Genomic DNA, 18417 nt, shown 5'->3' with positions numbered 1-18417 from the left:
TTAAAGCTACTTGTTCTGCTTGTAAGCAATTGCAAAGTCTAATATTTCCTTCAATCTCTCAAATGATTGTTTATAGTACAAATATCCAATTAAGCACTCAAACGCGGTGCTGTGCCGGTATTCCAGCACTTCCGCGTTTTTGGCTGTAGTACCTGATTTGGCATTGCGTCCCCGCTTTACCATGTCTACTTCTTCTTCCGATAGCATCGGCATCAAAGCTTCCAACAATTTGGATTGCGCTTTGGCTGAGACGTATCCCGTCGATGCTTTGTGCAAATGGTTCGGCCGATGGTTAAGTCCTGAAATGACATATTGCCTGATGTACACTTCATATACAGCATCCCCTATATAAGCCAATACAAGCGGATTCAGTAAATGGGGACTTTTAGATGGCGGGAAAATAAAAAGGTTGGCAGCATCATGGATGGACTCGCTCATTTACGGCGCCAGCGTATTCCCTGTGGTGTATCCTCAAGGAATATCCCTTTCTCTGTGAGCAGGTCACGAATTTCATCCGCGCGGGCCCAGTTCTTCGACTTACGCGATTCAGTCCGTTCGATAATTAGCTGCTCAATCTCTTCATCTAACAGCTCATCCGTTTGCTGCGAAAGAATCCCTAAGGTTTGATCGAACGCTTGCAGTTGATCTAAGAAAAGCTGCAGCGCGACAGCATTTACCCGCTCCTGTTGCAAGTACAGGTTCGCTTCAGCAACAAGGTCAAATACCGCCGTAATAGCATCCGGAGTATTGAAATCATCGTTCATCTTGTCATCAAACTGGTTCGCAATCGCAGCTAGTCGATCTGTTAATACTGATTCTATTTCACTAGTCGCAGAAGCAGTAGCAAGTCGATGCTTCAAGTTGTCATAAGCATTCTGGATACGTTCTAACGCATTGGAGGCTTGTTTCAAACTCTCATCGCTGAAATTCAGCGGATTGCGATAGTGCGCTGACAACATGAAGAAACGGAATACTTGCGGTTTGATTTGTTTAACTAGATCACGAATAAGTATCCCGTTGCCAAGTGACTTGGACATCTTCTCATTGTCAATGTTTAGGAAGGCATTGTGCAGCCAATAATTAGCCATCGGATGCCCCGTTACAGCTTCCGTCTGAGCGATTTCACATTCATGATGCGGGAATGTCAAATCTTGGCCCCCACCGTGTATATCAATGGTTTCACCCAAATATTTGCGCACCATGGCGGAGCATTCGATATGCCAGCCTGGACGGCCTTGACCCCATGGGCTATCCCAATAGATTTCTCCCGGTTTAGCCGCTTTCCACAGAACAAAATCCTGAGGACTCTCTTTACGATCGTCTACTTCAATACGAATACCGTATTGGAGCTCTTCCAGATTCTGATTGGATAACTTGCCATACTCTGTAAATTTGCTTGTTCGATAATAAACGTCACCGCGGGCCTCGTAGGCGAAATCTTTCTCAACGAGAGCAGCAATGAAATCGATAATTTCCTGGATGTTCTCCGTCACACGCGGATTCAAAGTAGCATCGTGAACGCCTAGCGTTTTGACATCGTCCAAAAAAGCTTGAATGAATGTTTTTGCAAGCTCTGGAACGGTAACAGCCAACTCCTCGGCTTTACGAATCATTTTATCATCCACATCGGTAAAGTTCGTAATATAGGTCACTTCATATTTCTGAGTCTCCAAATAGCGACGGACTACATCGAAGAAAATAACCGGCCTGCCGTTGCCAATATGAATATAGTTATACACAGTAGGCCCGCAAACGTACATCTTCACTTTGCCTGGTTCAATTGGAACGAATTCTTCTTTTTTCCGCGTTAGCGTATTATACACTCTGAGTGTCATGTTCTCTCGTTTCTCCATTCTTAAGGCGTTCTTGTTCAAGTTGCTGTTTTAAATTGTTAATCTGCTGCTGTAATTCCTGAAATATATCAACAATGGGATCAGGTAAGTTCCCGTGGTCCAAGCGATTGACACGAACCCCGTCCCGCTTCACAAGTTTAGCAGGGATAGTCACGACGGTGCTATTTGAAGGAACTTCCTGAATGACTACCGCATTAGAACCAATACGTGAATTTTCGCCTACAAGGAAAGAACCGAGAATTTTGGCACCCGAGCCAATAACTACATTATTGCCAATAGTTGGATGTCTCTTACCTTTTTCTTTACCCGTACCCCCTAAGGTTACGCCTTGGTATAAGATGACATCGTCACCAATCTCACAGGTTTCCCCGATAACAACACCCATGCCATGATCAATAAACAGTCTTTTCCCTATCGTTGCACCCGGATGAATCTCAATCCCTGTCATGAATCGGCTCCACTGCGAAACGATACGAGCGAGGGTATACATCCTCCGCTTGTAAAACCAATGGCCGATTCGATGGGACCAAATCGCATGAAGCCCAGAATACGTAAAAACAACCTCAAACCAGCTGCGTGCAGCCGGGTCGTTATCGAATACGGCGGATATATCAGATTTGATCGTTGCCCACATGTTCTCACCTTCTTCGTAGAAAATCATACAAGTATTCTTATCAACTAAAAAAAGCCCCTGCAGCCATATGGCTGCAGAGGCGTAGTTATCGCGGTTCCACTCTGCTTGGTGACTCGGAAGTCTCCCAACTTAAGATCCCGTAACGTGGGTATTCCGGCTGCGCCTACCTTACTCTTGTGAGTATTCGGCGCGGCAGCTCCTAGGTGCATTTCCGATTACAGGAATTGGATAACTCACAGCCAAAGCCTCACGGCTTCGATTATCCTCTCTGATAAATCCCTAGTTAAACGTACTCTCCTGATCATTGCATTCGATATTGAACTAAGTATAGCGAAAAGAAACCCGTTTTACAATAAGTTCCTTAGACGTGATGCGACTTTTTCTTTGCCAAGTAAGTAAAGGGACACATTTAAGTCTGGTCCGTGTACTTGTCCCGTTAGCGCAGAACGAATCGACATGAACAGTTGTTTCCCTTTGAAGCCCGTATCCTTCTGCACTTGTTTCAGCAAACCAGGGATGGCTTCTACGGTGAAAGCTTCCGCTTGCTCGACTTGCGTCAGGAAGCTAGCTAGCACAACAGGCACATGCTCCTCTTTCAATACAGCAGAAGCTTCCTCATCGATAACCAGCTCTTCTTTGAAGAAAATACTCGATAGCTCGACGATCTCTGCCGCGAAACGCATTCTTTCTTGATTGAGGCCTACGAGTGCCGTTACCCACTCTTGCCCTGCTGCATCCAAATCACCTTGGATGTATCCAGCTTTTTGCAGATGAGGCACACTTAGCTCGACCACACGGGAGAGCGGGGCCTTTTTCAAATAAGCATTGTTCATCCAATTCAATTTATCCATATCAAACACAGCCGGACTTTTGGATACTCGATCCAAATCAAACTGGGCAATAAGTTCTTCCTTCGTGAACATTTCTTCTTCGCCGCCAGGAGACCAACCGAGCAGGGCAATGAAGTTAACGACAGCCTCCGGCAAATAGCCTAGCTCCCTGTACTGTTCAATAAATTGGATGATGGACTCATCGCGTTTACTCATTTTTTTGCGATCTGGATTCAAGATAAGCGCCAAATGAGCAAAGTTAGGTACAGGAAGTCCCAGTGCTTCGTACATGAGAATTTGTCTTGGTGTATTGGACAGATGTTCCTCACCGCGAATAACCAGATTGATTTTCATCAAATGATCATCGACAATGACAGCAAAATTATAGGTTGGAATGCCATCGGCACGCGCAATGATGAAATCGCCAATCCCATTGGATTCAAATTCAACATACTCACGCACCTTGTCCTTAAAGCCGATAATCCGGTCTTCCGGAACACGGAAACGAGTCGAAGGGATACGTCCCTCAGCTTGATAAGCAGCAACCTGCTCAGCGCTCAAATTACGGCATTTGCCAGAGTAACCGCCTATCTCACCACGCGCCTCTTGCTCTGCCCGCTCCTGCTCCAAATCCGCTTCCGAGCAATAGCAATGGTAAGCATGGCCGCTCTGAACCAATTGATCGAGATACGTCTTATAAATATCCAGTCGTTCCATCTGACGATAAGGACCGTACGGCCCCCCGATATCAACGCTCTCATCCCACTCTAAACCAAGCCATCTTAGACCATTCAGCTGATCTTCAATTCCCGACTCTTTGTGACGCGTTTGATCCGTATCTTCAAAACGAACAACGAACGCACCGCCATGACGACGCGCCAATAAATAATCAAACAGTGCTGTACGAGCACCGCCAATATGTAAATGTCCAGTCGGACTAGGTGCATAACGCACACGTAAAGGCTGATTCATGTGTGTACCCTCTTCTCCCCAATATTACCTGCTATTCTAGCACATCTCGAATTAAACAAACAACCGATTGCGCAGCAATACCTTCGCCTCGACCCGTGAAACCAAGCTGTTCCGTCGTCGTAGCTTTCACATTGACTTGATCCGGCTTAGCATCTAGCGCAGCGGCAATAATTTCTACCATCTGCGGGATGTACGGCGCCATTTTGGGCTTCTGTGCAATGATGGTAGAGTCCGTATTCCCAAGGTGATAACCTTTGTCCTTAGCCAACTGCCAAACCTGCTTCAACAATTCCAGACTGTCCGCATCCTTGAACTCTGCAGCCGTATCCGGGAAATGCTTTCCGATATCGCCTAACCCTAGCGCGCCCAGAATAGCATCACTAATAGCGTGCAGCAGTACGTCGGCATCGGAATGACCGAGCAGCCCTTTTTCATAAGGAATTGTCACGCCTCCAATAATGCACTTGCGGCCTTCCACCAACTGATGAACATCAAATCCTTGTCCTACGCGAATCATAGCTGTCCCTCTCCCCTTACGTTGTGTAGTATCCACTCTGCCCATGGCAAATCTTCCGGTGTCGTAATCTTAATATTATAATAGTCCCCTTCGACCACATGCACCGTCGTTCCTATTCGTTCCACTAACATCGCATCGTCCGTCCCCATGAAATCATCCTGAAGAGCCCGTTCATGCGCTTCCTGTAGAAGGGAAAACCGAAAAGCTTGCGGCGTTTGGATCGCCCACAAGCTTCGTCTATCAGGTGTAGATTGAATTCGTTTCTCGGTATCTACGATTTTGATCGTATCCTTAACAGGAACAGCCAGCACAGCTGCATCCTGTTCTTGCGCTTTCACTAGGCAATCGAACACATGTTCTTTTTTCACGAAAGGCCTAACACCGTCATGAACGAGCACCCACGCTGTATCCCTCTGTAAGGAGTCCAGCCCCCGTCTAACGGAATCTTGACGTTCGGCGCCTCCTGCTAGCACATGAGTGACCTTGGAAAGAGCATGGTCCTGTACAAAGCCTCTACAGCGATCTACATCAGTTCCCCCAACAACGAGAATGATTTCATCCACTTCATGTATGTTTTGAAATAATTGCAAGGTATGTACCAGAATTGGCTTGTGTCCCAGTTGTAAGTATTGTTTACTTTCAGCCGTTCCCATTCGCGAGCCCTTGCCCGCTGCCACGATGATAACTCCTAGCTTCCCCATATGACCTCCAACTAAGTGCTTTCTGATAGAAAGCTTTCTCGTAAGCATAGGCCCAAGGATAAACGACTCCGTCGTCCTTTTAGGACGAGCGGTTTGTCAAGGTTGATGCAAAGCAAAAGTATAAAACTTATACTTTCCCATCAACTAGTAAGAGCTATGTTACATCTCCTTATCATACTGGTTTTACTGTGCTTTTTCCAATAGTTTCGGTTTAGCGAAAATCATACGTCCCGCCGATGTCTGAAGGACACTTGTGACCATCACTTCGAGCGTCATCCCGATGAATTCGCGCCCGCCTTCCACCACGATCATCGTACCGTCGTCCAGATAAGCTACACCTTGTCCATGCTCCTTGCCATCCTTAATGACTTGAACTATAATTTCTTCACCAGGCAGGACAACAGGCTTCACTGCATTCGCGAGGTCGTTGATATTGAGCACCGAAACACCTTGCAGTTCACATACTTTGTTTAGATTGAAATCATTCGTAATCACTTTGCCTTGCAGTACTTTTGCAAGCCGGACTAGCTTACTATCTACTTCAGATATTTCCTCGAAATCTCCTTCGTAAATGAGCACTTTCACTTCAAGTTCCTTTTGGATTTTGTTCAAAATGTCCAGACCGCGTCGACCGCGATTCCGCTTGAGTAAATCCGATGAATCGGCAATGTGCTGCAGCTCTTCCAAGACAAATTCCGGAATAACGAGGGTTCCCTCGATAAAGCCTGTTTTGCAAATATCAGCGATCCTGCCATCAATAATGACACTAGTATCGAGAATCTTATGCTCCTCATAAGGACGGTGTGTCTGCTTCTCCGGCCCTGTGGATCGGCTCTTTGCAATGATCTGAACCAGCTCTTCCCGCTTGCTGTAACCGATACGGAACCCCATTACAGCTAGTACTGCAGATACAATGAACGGTAAAAAAGGACCTGCCCACTTCGCCTGCTCTAAAACAGGGAACACCAATACCGATATAAGCAGTCCAATGACTAATCCTAATGTACCTGAGAGTAAATCGGATACCGGGATATCCGCTACATTCTTTTCGCCTCTCATAAGCAGCTTCATTCCCTGACTAGCAACCCATGACGAAAGGAAGAACATACCTACTGCGCATAAACTATTAATCCAGATAACTTGTCCTGCTTCACTCATTAACGCTGTCTTTCGAAGGATTGAATCACTCCAACTATAACCTAAACTACCACCCATGATGGCCAAAATGATTTGTACCCATTTCCTCATCACAGATTCACCCCCTAAATCAAACTTGTTTTAAGCCTTATTACAATTATGTTCCAATTTCTCCAACGTTAATCACTTCTTTACATGGAAAATTGAAATATTAGAGGGCTTCCTTTATAATGAAATTGGAAGTTACCAACACACCCGAGGTGGATGGAATGAGCTCCTTGACTTTAAAGCAGTTTCAGGATCAAGTGTCCGAATTGTTACTCCGTCACCGAAGTCTGCTTGACGTCTTATCCAAGTTTCAACAGTCTGGCGCAGCTACTAATCGTTCCGTGGTCAAATCTATTACGGAATGTGGATGTATTCAGGTTCATGCAGCCAAGCAAGAGTATCATCCAGAGATGACTTTGGATGAGGCCAAGGATGTACTCGGTACTCATGTATCTGGTCACTTATGTGAACAATGCATTGAGGTCGTAAGTACGGAGCTGGGTAGAAATCTCTTCTATATGTCCGCACTTAGTAACATCCTAGACGTTAATTTGGAGCAAGTCGTTGAGAACGAATCGAAGAAATGCACAACACTGGGACTATTCAACATGTCATGAAGACGAAAAAAAAGCATTTATTTTCTCTCTGAATCATCAGAAGAAAATAAATGCTTTTTATTTTCGAAACCTGTGTTAAACGTCCGATTTCACTGAATTCGTGTCGTCCATGCCGCGTCTTTTGTTCTTTCTCCGGAGACGGATGAAGAACCCATCAACGTTTTTTTTTAGGCCATATAGCGCGTACGCTAATAGAGGTACGAAAATCATTTTAGAAATTGATTCCGGCCATTTGATAGCAATCAAAATAGCTACAGCAACGATAATTGGCGTAATCCAGATCGCTGCTTTCGGAATTCCAGCTTTTTTGAAGTTCGGATACTTCACTGTACTTACCATTAAGTAAGACAATAGAATTGTACTGACCAACAGAACATACACGTTAATTTCGTTCACGAACAATGCTAGTGTACAAAGTACACCGCCTGCAGCTGGAATTGGCAAACCGATGAAATAACCAGGCGTACCGGCAACTACATTGAAACGAGCTAGACGAAGAGCTCCACAAATCGGGAAGATTGCGGTAACAATCCAAGCAAATGCAGGACTAATCACATTCGGATCATTAAATGCAACCACATACATGATAAATGCTGGTGCTACACCGAACGAAATGACATCGGACAGCGAATCTAACTCTTTACCAAACTCACTTTGTGCGTTCAAAGCTCTGGCTACACGTCCGTCAAGTCCATCAAGCAACATAGCGACAATGACGAGTACTGCTGCAATTCCATGCTCACCACTGAAAGCGAGAATAATTGACAGTACACCTAGGAATAAGTTCCCTACTGTAAAAAGACTGGGAATTGATTTCGTTAACATATGTTTTTGTCCACCTCTGGATTTACTATACCCTAATCTCGACTTAATAAAACCTCGACTGCATAAAACTGCCTCACCTTAACAAAACCTCAACAATGATACTTTATGATTGTATCTAGTTTAAATATGTCTGTCAATGAACACTTGTTCCTGAATTCTTTTGAGACCTTCCTTAATGGCGCGGGCTCTCACCTCTCCGATTCCGTCAACTTCATCCAATTCTTCAATAGTCGCCATCATCATGTGAGGCAGATAACCAAACTTTTCGACCAGATTGGCAATAATGATAGACGGCAGCCGCGGAATTTTCCCTAGAATTCGGAACCCTCGAGGGGACACCGGTTCTTCGGCAATAGAATTCGTATGCGGATATCCAAGCAATCGGATGATTTGGTGCGGCTCCAGCAGTTCATCCGAGGATAAACGCTTTAAGCCTGCTTGCATTTCTTTGACGCGGTCTTCCGATAAATCACGTACATAATCTTTTACGATCAAACGCGCTTCAAGTTCCGCATTTCCAACAAGTTCTTCAAGCTGCATGCTAATGAGGCGGCCTTCATTCCCTAACTCATTAATGTATCGATTAATCTCGGCCTTAATGCGCAGTACCATCTCAAACCTTGCAATGACATTGGTAACATCGTGCAATGTAACCAACTCCTCAAACTCGGATGCGCTTAGATTAGTCAGCGACTGATCCAGTACGACTTTGTAACGCTCCAATGTCTGGATCGCTTGATTCGCTTTAGTCAGGATAACACCAATATCTTTCAGCGCGTAACGCAAATTACCTTGGTAAAGTGTTATGACATTACGCCGCTGTGAAATCGAAACAACCAACTTATTTGTTTGCTTCGCAACACGTTCGGCTGTCCTATGCCTGATTCCCGTCTCCGATGATGAGATAGAGGAATCTGGGATTAATTGCGTGTTCGCATATAGGATGCGTTTGATGTCCTCACTGAGGATAATCGCGCCATCCATTTTGGCAAGTTCATATAAATAATTGGGGGAAAAATCACAATCTATGGAAAAACCGCCATCCACGATTTCCGTTACTTCTGTACTATATCCAACGACAATAAGTCCACCCGTTTTGGCGCGTAGGACATTCTCTAACCCATCACGGAACGGTGTACCAGGTGCTACCATTTGCAGCAGTTGGCTCATGACGTCTCGCTTTATCTCTTCTTTGCTCATCATTTTCCTCCTGAAGGCTTGCAGGTTGAATGACCACGAGTTAACCCAGCGCCGCTTTCAATGCCTCTGCTACCGTGTTCACTCCGATAATCTCCATACCGGACGGATGAGTCCATCCTTTCAAACTTTTCTCCGGCATAATTAATCTACGGAATCCGAGCTTTTCCGCTTCCTTCACACGTTGATCAATCCGGGATACACCGCTTACTTCCCCGGTCAACCAAATCGATTCTTGACTGCACGCCCAATTCTCAAAAAAATTCTTTTACACGATATAATAGACGATTGGATTAGACAGCATCCCAACCAATGCTCATAACATTTGAAAAAACCATTTGAAGTATATCAAATGAGTCCCGTCTATAATATTCTTCTTAAAACAATCCCTCTACATATATAATACATTTCACATTCGAAAATCATGCTGCTTTGATCCAACCTAACACTCTTAATCCGAACTGTACTACTGGATGTAGTCCAGTTGCTAAATCCTTACAACTAAGTATAACGGAAAATTCATTCCTTTAAAAGAAGTTGTAAATAATGAAAGAATAGTTCTAATTTTCTTACAATAACCAGTTTAGTTTATAGCAGTTCGAAACTTTATCATTCAATTTAATGGTTCAAATTGGCAGGAGTCGATATGTGTAACTTCTTTATGTAGGTCACTCACCGTTTAACTTGAAGTCTTTTACGCTCAACAATAGCCGTTGACTAATTATCTTCCTCATCCCAAGGTGCTTTCTCCTCTTTGCCTTTAGAAGAAGTGCCAAATACAGAGTGGATGACTTGGCTCAATGTCTTACATGGGATTACCTTTATTGTAGAAAACGTAGTTGTGCTTTTCAATCCATTGAGCGCAACATAGACACGTTTGAAACCCATTCTTTCAAGTTCTCTAATTCTTAGTTCTAAAGTAGGTACTTTTTTTAATTCGCCCGTTAATCCAATATCTGCGATAAATACAGTATCATTTGGTATACCTTGATTCTTGCAGGAAGATACAATGCTCATTATCGCGGCTAAATTTGATGATTGTTCTTTTAAACGGATACCGCCTGTCGTTTTAACAACCACGTTCTTATCATGAAGAGGGATATTGGCTCTTTGCTCCATGATGCTGATAAGTGTATTCACATGGTCCTTTTTTAAACACTCAGCAATCCGGCTTGGGTATGGCATGAACGTGGTTGATACCAAACTTTCTATTTCCAAAATGATAGGTCTTGTGCCTTCTTTAACGACTGTCAATGCACTTCCACTAACTACATCATTCTCGTCTCTTTGTGTCATAAAGAACTCTGAGGGATTATCAATAGGTGTCAATCCTTGCTCACCCATTGTGAAAAATCCAAGCTCTCCTGTGCTGGCGTAGCGATTTTTAGTCGAAAATAGCTGTTTTAGCTCCTCGCCTTCCTCCCCCTCGAGAACAAGAACAGCATCTACCAAGTGTTCTAATGCTCTTAATCCAGCTAATTCGTTATCTTTGGTCATCTGCCCAACCATTATAATGGCTCTTGGTCTTTGTGCATCTTTTGCGACCTTTAAGAGAGTATTCGCGCATTCCATCGTCTGCGTGGGTGAACCAGGTCTTTGCGGATATTCTTCTAATACAAAAGTTTGAATACTATCAATAATAATGAGGTCAGGGTCTACTTGGTCAATACAACCTAAGACATTATTCAAACTATTATCAGAATAAACCCAAACGTTTTTATGAATATCTTGCAAGACTCGTTCTGCTCTTCTCTTTATCTGACTATCACTTTCTTCACCTGAAGCATACAGCACTTTCAATCCTTGCTTTGCCACATCATCTGATATTTGCAATAAGAGTGTGGATTTTCCAGCACCTGGAACAGCCGTAATAATCGTAACAGAATCTTTAACGATTCCTCCTCCCATTACACGATTAAATTCATTGTACTTGGTAACAATCCTATCACTGTTTTGGGATACGGTATCTGTAAGACGGTTTATGATAACATTCTTCTTTTTGTTTATGCCCTTCTGACCTCCACTAGGAGCGTTTATAACATCATCTTCTTCAAGGGTATTCCACTCACGACAACTACTGCACGAACCTTGCCATTTTGGATGCTCTTGACCACAACTGGTACATTTATATATGGTTTTCTTTTTCATAGTTAAGATTCACTTCCCCAATTAATCAAATAGTTTTATAAACTCTTCCAATAATTTAATTTTTTTCCAAAGGTTTCATTCTTTTCTCTTTGTTCTTTATTCTTACTTTTATACTCAGCCAACTAGGTGATAACTGTTTGTTTATTTCTGCATCCACGTTCTATCATACATTTTTTTATGCATTTCTTACATATTTATCAACATGGTTAATGCCGTTTGAGATACATTATTTATTTTAACAAACTTTATTACGTTCAAAATAGCAAAGAGCTATTATCTGCTACATATTCAATGCCGCCGATAGACCGCTCTTCTTTGGCAAAACGGCAAGTTCTGTAAAAGATATTTCCCAATTTAGTCTCTTATCAGATTCAAAATATTTATGAATAATGTCAAACAGCTCAATTGATGAGGGCTGTGATAAATAAAAAGCATTTTGCTACATCCTAGGTAGGATGGAGCAAAATGCTTCTTTGCTTTCATTATTTTACGGTTACGCCTTCGCCCTTCAGGACAACAAGTTCGCCATCTTTCTCATCAATGGTTAAGGAGTCGCCTTTGGCAATGTTGCCTCTGAGCAGTTCCTCCGATAAGCGATCCTCAATATGCTTCTGGATGGCTCTGCGCAGCGGTCTCGCTCCGTAAGTCGGATCGAATCCTTCTTTGGCAAGGAACATCTTCGCTTTGTCTGTTAACAAGAAATCAACCTCTTGCTCCTTCAGACGTTTGCGAAGATCATCGGCCATCAGGGTGACAATTTGGGCAATATGTGCTTCATCCAAGGAGTGGAACACGATAATTTCATCAATGCGGTTAAGAAACTCAGGACGGAAGCTTTTCTTGAGCTCGCCCATTACTTTATCCTTCATATTGGTGTAATCTCTACCTGCATCAACAGCAGCAGTAAAGCCAAGCGAAGAATTTTTCTTAATCATATCCGCGCCAACATTGGATGTCATAATAATCAATGTGTTACGGAAATCTACTGTGCGTCCTTTGGAATCAGTTAATCGACCATCTTCCAGCACTTGCAATAGAATATTGAACACTTCTGGATGTGCTTTCTCGATCTCATCGAGCAGTACAACCGAGTATGGCTTACGGCGTACTTTCTCCGTGAGTTGACCACCCTCTTCGTATCCAACGTAACCCGGAGGCGCCCCTACTAATCTAGAAGTCGAGTGCTTCTCCATGTATTCCGACATATCAATTCGGACTACCGCATTATCATCACCGAATAGTGATTCTGCTAATGCGCGTGCTAATTCGGTTTTACCAACACCCGTTGGTCCGAGGAATATGAAGGAGCCCATTGGACGCTTCGGATCTTTCAGACCTGCTCTAGCGCGGCGAATGGCACGGCTTACCGCTTTAACAGCTTCTTCTTGGCCAATGACACGCTCATGAAGAATATCTTCCATTTTGAGCAGACGCTCTGTTTCTTCTTCAGCAAGTTTACTTACCGGAATTCCTGTCCAGCTCGCCACAATTTGTGCGATATCATCTGGCGTTACTTCTGTGTCCAAACGACCTTGCTTCTCTTTCCAATCATTCTTCGTTGTATCCAGCTCTTCGCGAAGCTTCTGCTCCGTATCACGAAGTCCAGCTGCTTTCTCGAATTCTTGACTTTGAACCGCTGCATCTTTCTCCTTACGGATGTTATCTAGCTTGCTCTCAAGCTGTTTCAATGAAGGCGGTGTTGTGTAAGAACGTAGTCTTACTTTGGAGCTTGCCTCATCGATCAAATCGATTGCTTTATCCGGTAAGAAACGGTCCGTAATGTAACGATCGGAAAGTTTTACAGCTTCTTGGATCGCAGCATCCGTAATTTTCACACGGTGATGAGCTTCATAACGATCACGCAACCCATAAAGGATTTGAATAGCTTCTTCAGGAGATGGTTGATCTACTGTGATTGGTTGGAAACGACGCTCTAAAGCCGCATCTTTTTCAATATACTTGCGATATTCATCCAACGTTGTAGCACCAATACATTGCAGCTCGCCTCTAGCAAGCGCCGGTTTCAGGATGTTGGAGGCATCAATTGCACCTTCCGCTCCGCCAGCGCCAATCAAGGTGTGAAGCTCATCAATGAATAGTACGATGTTGCCCGCTTGACGAATTTCGTCCATGATCTTTTTGAGACGATCTTCGAACTCACCGCGATATTTGGTACCTGCTACAACAGAGCCCATATCGAGCGTCATTACCCTTTTATCCTTCAACGTTTCCGGAATTTCATTGTTAATAATTTTCTGTGCGAGGCCTTCAGCAATCGCTGTTTTACCAACGCCTGGTTCACCGATCAGCACCGGATTGTTTTTCGTTCTGCGGCTTAACACTTGAATGACACGCTCAATTTCTTTGCTGCGACCAATCACAGGATCCAGATGACCCTCTTTGGCATACGCCGTCAAATCTCTCGCTAAACCATCCAAAGTAGGTGTGTTCACATTCGGATTACTACCATGGCTTGGTGACACAGATTCGCTGCTTCCAAGCAATTGAAGGACTTGTTGACGTGCTTTATTCAAAGAGACACCTAAGTTATTAAGGACTCTTGCAGCAACACCTTCTCCTTCGCGAATAAGCCCGAGTAGAATATGTTCAGTCCCCACATACGTGTGACCTAATTTTCTCGCTTCATCCATCGAAAGTTCAATAACCTTCTTCGCTCTAGGTGTATACGCAATGTTGGTAGGCTGTTCTTGTCCTCTGCCAATCAACGACTCAACTTCGTCTTGGATTTTCTCAAGACCTAAGCCCAAAGCAACGAGCGCTTTAGCGGCAATACCTTCTCCTTCACGAATAAGACCAAGTAGAATGTGCTCTGTACCAATATTGTTATGCCCTAAACGAACAGCTTCCTCTTGAGCAAGAGAGAGCACCTTTTGCGCACGTTCCGTAAATCTTCCAAACATCATAGAGAACACCTCCAAAATTAGTATATCTATAGAAATCCTAAAGGATGAATCTTATCTTTCTTAAACCCTACCAAATCTTTCGCGAATCAACTCAGCCCTGCGTATATCTCGCTCTTCGGCATTTAATTTCTCACCGGCATATTGTTGAAGAAAACCAGGCTGCGTCATCACCAACAGTTCATTCAAAACATTCGATGAAACGTTGTTGATAATTCCAAGGTCAATACCAAGTCTCACATCTGATAAACGCTGCGCGGCTTCTTTCGAATCCATGATTCCTGCATATGACAGAATACCTAATGAACGGTTCACACGATCTATTATCCGCATTCGGGACTCTTGAATCAGCTTATGTCTCGCAGCACGTTCATGCTCTATAATTTGCCTTGCAACACTGTGTAAATTATCAATAATCTCATCTTCGGACTGGCCCAGCGTAATTTGATTCGATATTTGAAACAGATTTCCTAATGCTTCGCTGCCTTCCCCGTATAATCCTCTAACCGTCAACCCAACTTGCGTAACAGCTGATAAAATCCGATTGATTTGTTGGCTTAGCACTAGCGCCGGTAAATGCATCATCACCGAAGCGCGGATCCCGGTACCGACATTCGTAGGGCAGCTTGTTAAGTAGCCCCTCTTTTCGTCATACCCGTAATCCAGCTGTGTTTCAAAGATATCATCGATTTGGTTCGCCAAATCCCATACTTCTTTAATCTGAAAACCCGGACATAAACATTGTATGCGAAGATGATCCTCTTCGTTGATCATAATACTGATGGATTCATTTTCGCTTAAAATAACGGCGCCATTTCTGGACTCGTTAGCTAAATTAGGACTAATTAAATGCTTTTCTACCAGAACCATTCGCTCAAGCTCATTCAAATCCGATAGAGGAATGAGTGAAAAATTGCTTATCGTCTCCAACTCATCATTTTCAAGCACACCGGACAAATGTTCCAGTACTTCTTGTGATTGTTGATTAGTCGCTAGCATTGGATAGGGGTAGTCCCTAAGGTTACGAGCAATGCGGATCCGACTACTGATGACGATATCCGACTCAGGTCCTTCACCTTTCATCCACTCGCTCAATGCATCTGCTGTAAACCGCTGTAATGTCACTGGATTCACACCTCCTTACAAACTCACATACCCGCAATTTTCTTCTCAATTTCACGAATTTGATCACGAATCTTTGCAGCCTGTTCGAACTCTTCTTGTTCGATACAAGTCATCATATCCTTCTTGAGCGTATCAATTTCCCGCTTACATTGGATGATGCCGCCACTTCGCTTAGGCACTTTCCCAACGTGAACGATATTTCCATGCACCCTTTTAAAGAGAGGATCTAACTTTTCTGAAAAGCTTTGATAGCATGATCCGCAACCAAAACGTCCTAATTTACTAAATTGAGAATACGTAAGGCCACAGCTCTCACAACGGATCGCCTGAGACTTTGCAGCGGATAGAGATGACGGTTCGAAATCAAGTAATCCTGATAACAGATTGTGAATCGAAAATCCGTTGGAAGTTCCGGGAATCATTTCACCCTTCTCACGAGCGCAATTCTCACAAATGTGGAACTCGTTCTTGTCTCCATTCACAATCTTTGTAAAATGAAGAGTCGCCGGTCGTTTACCGCATTCCTGACAAATCATTTCATATGCCTCCTCATCTGCTAAGCAAGGATATCAGCATTGCTTTAAGAATCTTGGCCCGAATTTCATCGCGCAGCGGGAGCTTGAAGGTCAACACATCTCTCGAAATTGCTGCCCGAATCAGGTTAGCTTCTCGTGTTGAAATATAGTGGCCTTCCTGCAGTTGGTATACGAGTCCTTCTGAAGTAACTTGATCAATGTGTGTATGAATCGTGCGAAAAATGTGGTCTAAAATGGACCCGTGACTCTTGAGCTCGATTTTTTGGATACGAATGTATCCACCACCGCCGCGCTTGCTTTCCACAATGTAACCTTTTTCCAAGGTAAACCTTGTACTGATCACATAATTGATTTGGGAAGGCACACATTGGAACTGATCAGCTAAATCATTGCGTTGAATCTCAATGGCCCCTTCGGAACTCTGCTGCAGGACATGTTTTAAATACTGTTCAATAATTTCTGATACGTTGCGCATCAATTCGTCCTCCCAGATTGCCAGAAGTAAATTGACTTTGACTTTCTTTGACCTTAACTAGATTATAATCATTTCCTTTCTTTTTGACAAGTACTGCTCTAAAATCCAATCCTTAATAATCCGACAACCAAAAGTGAACCTTACTATTGTTGACCTTACCTACAGTTTTATTCGAAATAAAAACAAAAAAGCCTTCTTGAGATTTCTCTCAAAAAGGCTTTATCTTTTGCTTGGCAACGTTCTACTCTCCCAGAACCCTGCGGTTCAAGTACCATCGACGCTGGAGGGCTTAACGGTCGTGTTCGAGATGGGAACGCGTGGGTCCCCTCCGCCATCATCACCAAACAGTCAAAGCGTGTTTGCGCCTTGAAAACTAGATACGAAACTTGCGTAAAGTAAGATTACTTAGGAATTTTGGTTAAGCCCTCGACCGATTAGTATTCGTCAGCTGCATGCATTGCTGCACTTCCACCTCGAACCTATCAACCTCGTCGTCTACAAGGGGTCTTACATACTGGGAAATCTCATCTTGAGGGGGGCTTCGCGCTTAGATGCTTTCAGCGCTTATCCCCTCCGTACATAGCTACCCAGCGATGCCTCTGGCGAGACAACTGGTACACCAGCGGTACGTCCATCCCGGTCCTCTCGTACTAAGGACAGCTCCTCTCAAATTTCCTACGCCCGCGACAGATAGGGACCGAACTGTCTCACGACGTTCTGAACCCAGCTCGCGTACCGCTTTAATGGGCGAACAGCCCAACCCTTGGGACCTACTTCAGCCCCAGGATGCGATGAGCCGACATCGAGGTGCCAAACCTCCCCGTCGATGTGGACTCTTGGGGGAGATAAGCCTGTTATCCCCAGGGTAGCTTTTATCCGTTGAGCGATGGCCCTTCCATTCGGTACCACCGGATCACTAAGTCCGACTTTCGTCCCTGCTCGACTTGTAGGTCTCGCAGTCAAGCTCCCTTATGCCTTTGCACTCTGCGAATGATTTCCAACCATTCTGAGGGAACCTTTAAACGCCTCCGTTACATTTTAGGAGGCGACCGCCCCAGTCAAACTGCCCACCTGACACTGTCCCCATACCGGATTACGGTACCAGGTTAGAACTCCGATACGATCAGGGTGGTATCCCAACGATGCCTCCACCCAAGCTGGCGCTCAGGCTTCAAAGGCTCCCACCTATCCTGTACAGATCGTACCAAAGTCCAATATCAAGCTGCAGTAAAGCTCCATGGGGTCTTTCCGTCTTGTCGCGGGTAACCTGCATCTTCACAGGTATTAAAATTTCACCGGATCTCTCGTTGAGACAGCGCCCAAGTCGTTACGCCATTCGTGCGGGTCAGAATTTACCTGACAAGGAATTTCGCTACCTTAGGACCGTTATAGTTACGGCCGCCGTTTACTGGGGCTTCAATTCATAGCTTCGGGCTTGCGCCCTAACCACTCCTCTTAACCTTCCAGCACCGGGCAGGCGTCAGCCCGTATACTTCGCCTTGCGGCTTCGCACAGACCTGTGTTTTTGCTAAACAGTCGCTTGGGCCTTTTCACTGCGGCCCCCTCGGGCTATTCACCCTACCGAGGCACCCCTTCTCCCGAAGTTACGGGGTCATTTTGCCGAGTTCCTTAACGAGAGTTCTTCCGCGCGCCTTAGAATTCTCTTCTCACCCACCTGTGTCGGTTTGCGGTACGGGCACCTTCGCCTGGCTAGAAGCTTTTCTTGGCAGTGTGAACTCATGACCTTCGGTACTTAAATTTCCCTCCCCATCACAGCCCAGCCTTACGATGTGCGGATTTGCCTACACATCAGCCTCACTGCTTGGACGAGCATCCATCAGCTCGCGTCACTATCCTTCTGCGTCACTCCATCGCTCATAA

The 18417-nt window shown here is 44.4% G+C and carries 15 protein-coding genes, 2 rRNA genes and 1 pseudogene (1 of these 18 only partly in view); 1 reads left to right on the top strand and 17 read right to left on the bottom strand.

The annotated features are described in order from the left end of the window. Positions 1-6 precede the first annotated feature (6 nt). The 7 genes from QFZ80_RS35610 to QFZ80_RS35580 all read right to left on the bottom strand — a co-directional run bounded on the left by QFZ80_RS35610 (position 7) and on the right by QFZ80_RS35580 (position 6758). A complete protein-coding gene (locus QFZ80_RS35610; protein WP_307550517.1) occupies positions 7-438 on the bottom strand; it encodes a Mini-ribonuclease 3 in 432 nt (143 codons plus the stop codon). Continuing rightward, positions 435-1835, bottom strand: a complete 1401-nt coding sequence (gene cysS, locus QFZ80_RS35605; protein ID WP_307563385.1) for a cysteine--tRNA ligase — start codon at positions 1833-1835, stop codon at positions 435-437. Before cysS ends, QFZ80_RS35610 begins: the two co-directional genes overlap by 4 nt. Beyond that, positions 1816-2487: a serine O-acetyltransferase gene (gene cysE / locus QFZ80_RS35600; protein ID WP_373460318.1), complete on the bottom strand. Its 672-nt coding sequence runs from the start codon at positions 2485-2487 to the stop codon at positions 1816-1818. The genes cysS and cysE overlap by 20 nt, the downstream gene beginning before the upstream one ends. A gap of 347 nt (positions 2488-2834) precedes the next feature. Then, positions 2835-4289 (bottom strand): glutamate--tRNA ligase, encoded by a 1455-nt coding sequence (gene gltX / locus QFZ80_RS35595; protein WP_307563383.1) that lies wholly within the window; start codon positions 4287-4289, stop codon positions 2835-2837. Positions 4290-4320: 31 nt separating this feature from the next. Beyond that, positions 4321-4806 (bottom strand): 2-C-methyl-D-erythritol 2,4-cyclodiphosphate synthase, encoded by a 486-nt coding sequence (gene ispF / locus QFZ80_RS35590; protein ID WP_171642867.1) that lies wholly within the window; start codon positions 4804-4806, stop codon positions 4321-4323. Beyond that, positions 4803-5507: a 2-C-methyl-D-erythritol 4-phosphate cytidylyltransferase gene (ispD, locus tag QFZ80_RS35585; protein ID WP_307563382.1), complete on the bottom strand. Its 705-nt coding sequence runs from the start codon at positions 5505-5507 to the stop codon at positions 4803-4805. The genes ispF and ispD overlap by 4 nt, the downstream gene beginning before the upstream one ends. A 183-nt stretch (positions 5508-5690) precedes the next feature. Further along, positions 5691-6758 carry a PIN/TRAM domain-containing protein gene (locus tag QFZ80_RS35580; protein ID WP_373460317.1) on the bottom strand — a complete coding sequence of 356 codons (1068 nt, stop codon included), beginning with the start codon at positions 6756-6758 and terminating at the stop codon, positions 5691-5693. A 155-nt stretch (positions 6759-6913) separates the two neighbouring features. On the opposite strand from QFZ80_RS35580, the gene QFZ80_RS35575 reads away from it, so the two are divergent. After that, positions 6914-7309 carry a hypothetical protein gene (locus tag QFZ80_RS35575; RefSeq protein WP_047683251.1) on the top strand — a complete coding sequence of 132 codons (396 nt, stop codon included), beginning with the start codon at positions 6914-6916 and terminating at the stop codon, positions 7307-7309. 75 nt (positions 7310-7384) lie between these two features. On the opposite strand, the gene pssA is transcribed toward QFZ80_RS35575, so the two are convergent. The 10 genes and pseudogenes from pssA to QFZ80_RS35525 form a co-directional block, all read right to left on the bottom strand. Next, the gene (gene pssA / locus QFZ80_RS35570) at positions 7385-8134 is read right to left on the bottom strand and encodes a CDP-diacylglycerol--serine O-phosphatidyltransferase (RefSeq protein ID WP_029196485.1); all 750 of its coding nucleotides are present in this window, start codon (positions 8132-8134) and stop codon (positions 7385-7387) included. Positions 8135-8254: 120 nt separating this feature from the next. Continuing rightward, positions 8255-9334 carry a DNA integrity scanning diadenylate cyclase DisA gene (gene disA / locus QFZ80_RS35565; RefSeq protein ID WP_082562248.1) on the bottom strand — a complete coding sequence of 360 codons (1080 nt, stop codon included), beginning with the start codon at positions 9332-9334 and terminating at the stop codon, positions 8255-8257. A 40-nt stretch (positions 9335-9374) separates the two neighbouring features. After that, positions 9375-9560: pseudogene (locus QFZ80_RS35560) on the bottom strand (DNA repair protein RadA); the annotation flags it as partial. A 488-nt stretch (positions 9561-10048) separates the two neighbouring features. Next, positions 10049-11479, bottom strand: a complete 1431-nt coding sequence (radA, locus tag QFZ80_RS35555) for a DNA repair protein RadA (RefSeq protein WP_047683235.1) — start codon at positions 11477-11479, stop codon at positions 10049-10051. Between the two features lie 482 nt (positions 11480-11961). Beyond that, positions 11962-14403, bottom strand: coding sequence for an ATP-dependent protease ATP-binding subunit ClpC (clpC, locus tag QFZ80_RS35550; RefSeq protein WP_307563377.1), 2442 nt, complete (start codon positions 14401-14403; stop codon positions 11962-11964). A 60-nt stretch (positions 14404-14463) separates the two neighbouring features. Next, positions 14464-15483 (bottom strand): protein-arginine kinase McsB, encoded by a 1020-nt coding sequence (gene mcsB, locus QFZ80_RS35545; protein ID WP_373460454.1) that lies wholly within the window; start codon positions 15481-15483, stop codon positions 14464-14466. A 65-nt stretch (positions 15484-15548) separates the two neighbouring features. Continuing rightward, the gene (mcsA, locus tag QFZ80_RS35540) at positions 15549-16061 is read right to left on the bottom strand and encodes a protein-arginine kinase activator protein McsA (protein WP_029196491.1); all 513 of its coding nucleotides are present in this window, start codon (positions 16059-16061) and stop codon (positions 15549-15551) included. 13 nt (positions 16062-16074) lie between these two features. Then, entirely contained in the window at positions 16075-16536 is a 462-nt protein-coding gene (locus QFZ80_RS35535; RefSeq protein ID WP_029196492.1) for a CtsR family transcriptional regulator, read from the bottom strand. A 228-nt stretch (positions 16537-16764) separates the two neighbouring features. Continuing rightward, positions 16765-16881 (bottom strand): 5S ribosomal RNA (gene rrf, locus QFZ80_RS35530). Positions 16882-16950: 69 nt separating this feature from the next. Further along, positions 16951-18417, bottom strand: a 23S ribosomal RNA gene (locus QFZ80_RS35525) (it continues 1450 nt past the right edge of the window).

Origin of the sequence: Paenibacillus sp. V4I7 (assembly GCF_030817275.1) — a bacterium.
GTDB lineage: Bacteria > Bacillota > Bacilli > Paenibacillales > NBRC-103111 > Paenibacillus_E.
Note: the sequence above shows the minus strand (reverse complement) of the source record. Positions and strands in the feature narration are given on the sequence as shown.

Excerpts from the sequence above, each read along its gene's own strand:
- QFZ80_RS35610 (WP_307550517.1), bottom strand. The coding sequence starts at position 438 with ATGAGCGAGTCCATCCATGATGCTGCCAACCTTTTTATTTTCCCGCCA.
- cysS (WP_307563385.1), bottom strand. The coding sequence starts at position 1,835 with ATGACACTCAGAGTGTATAATACGCTAACGCGGAAAAAAGAAGAATTC.
- cysE (WP_373460318.1), bottom strand. The coding sequence starts at position 2,487 with ATGTGGGCAACGATCAAATCTGATATATCCGCCGTATTCGATAACGAC.
- gltX (WP_307563383.1), bottom strand. The coding sequence starts at position 4,289 with ATGAATCAGCCTTTACGTGTGCGTTATGCACCTAGTCCGACTGGACAT.
- ispF (WP_171642867.1), bottom strand. The coding sequence starts at position 4,806 with ATGATTCGCGTAGGACAAGGATTTGATGTTCATCAGTTGGTGGAAGGC.
- ispD (WP_307563382.1), bottom strand. The coding sequence starts at position 5,507 with ATGGGGAAGCTAGGAGTTATCATCGTGGCAGCGGGCAAGGGCTCGCGA.
- QFZ80_RS35575 (WP_047683251.1), top strand. The coding sequence starts at position 6,914 with ATGAGCTCCTTGACTTTAAAGCAGTTTCAGGATCAAGTGTCCGAATTG.
- pssA (WP_029196485.1), bottom strand. The coding sequence starts at position 8,134 with ATGTTAACGAAATCAATTCCCAGTCTTTTTACAGTAGGGAACTTATTC.
- disA (WP_082562248.1), bottom strand. The coding sequence starts at position 9,334 with ATGAGCAAAGAAGAGATAAAGCGAGACGTCATGAGCCAACTGCTGCAA.
- radA (WP_047683235.1), bottom strand. The coding sequence starts at position 11,479 with ATGAAAAAGAAAACCATATATAAATGTACCAGTTGTGGTCAAGAGCAT.
- clpC (WP_307563377.1), bottom strand. The coding sequence starts at position 14,403 with ATGATGTTTGGAAGATTTACGGAACGTGCGCAAAAGGTGCTCTCTCTT.
- mcsB (WP_373460454.1), bottom strand. The coding sequence starts at position 15,483 with ATGAAAGGTGAAGGACCTGAGTCGGATATCGTCATCAGTAGTCGGATC.
- mcsA (WP_029196491.1), bottom strand. The coding sequence starts at position 16,061 with ATGATTTGTCAGGAATGCGGTAAACGACCGGCGACTCTTCATTTTACA.
- QFZ80_RS35535 (WP_029196492.1), bottom strand. The coding sequence starts at position 16,536 with ATGCGCAACGTATCAGAAATTATTGAACAGTATTTAAAACATGTCCTG.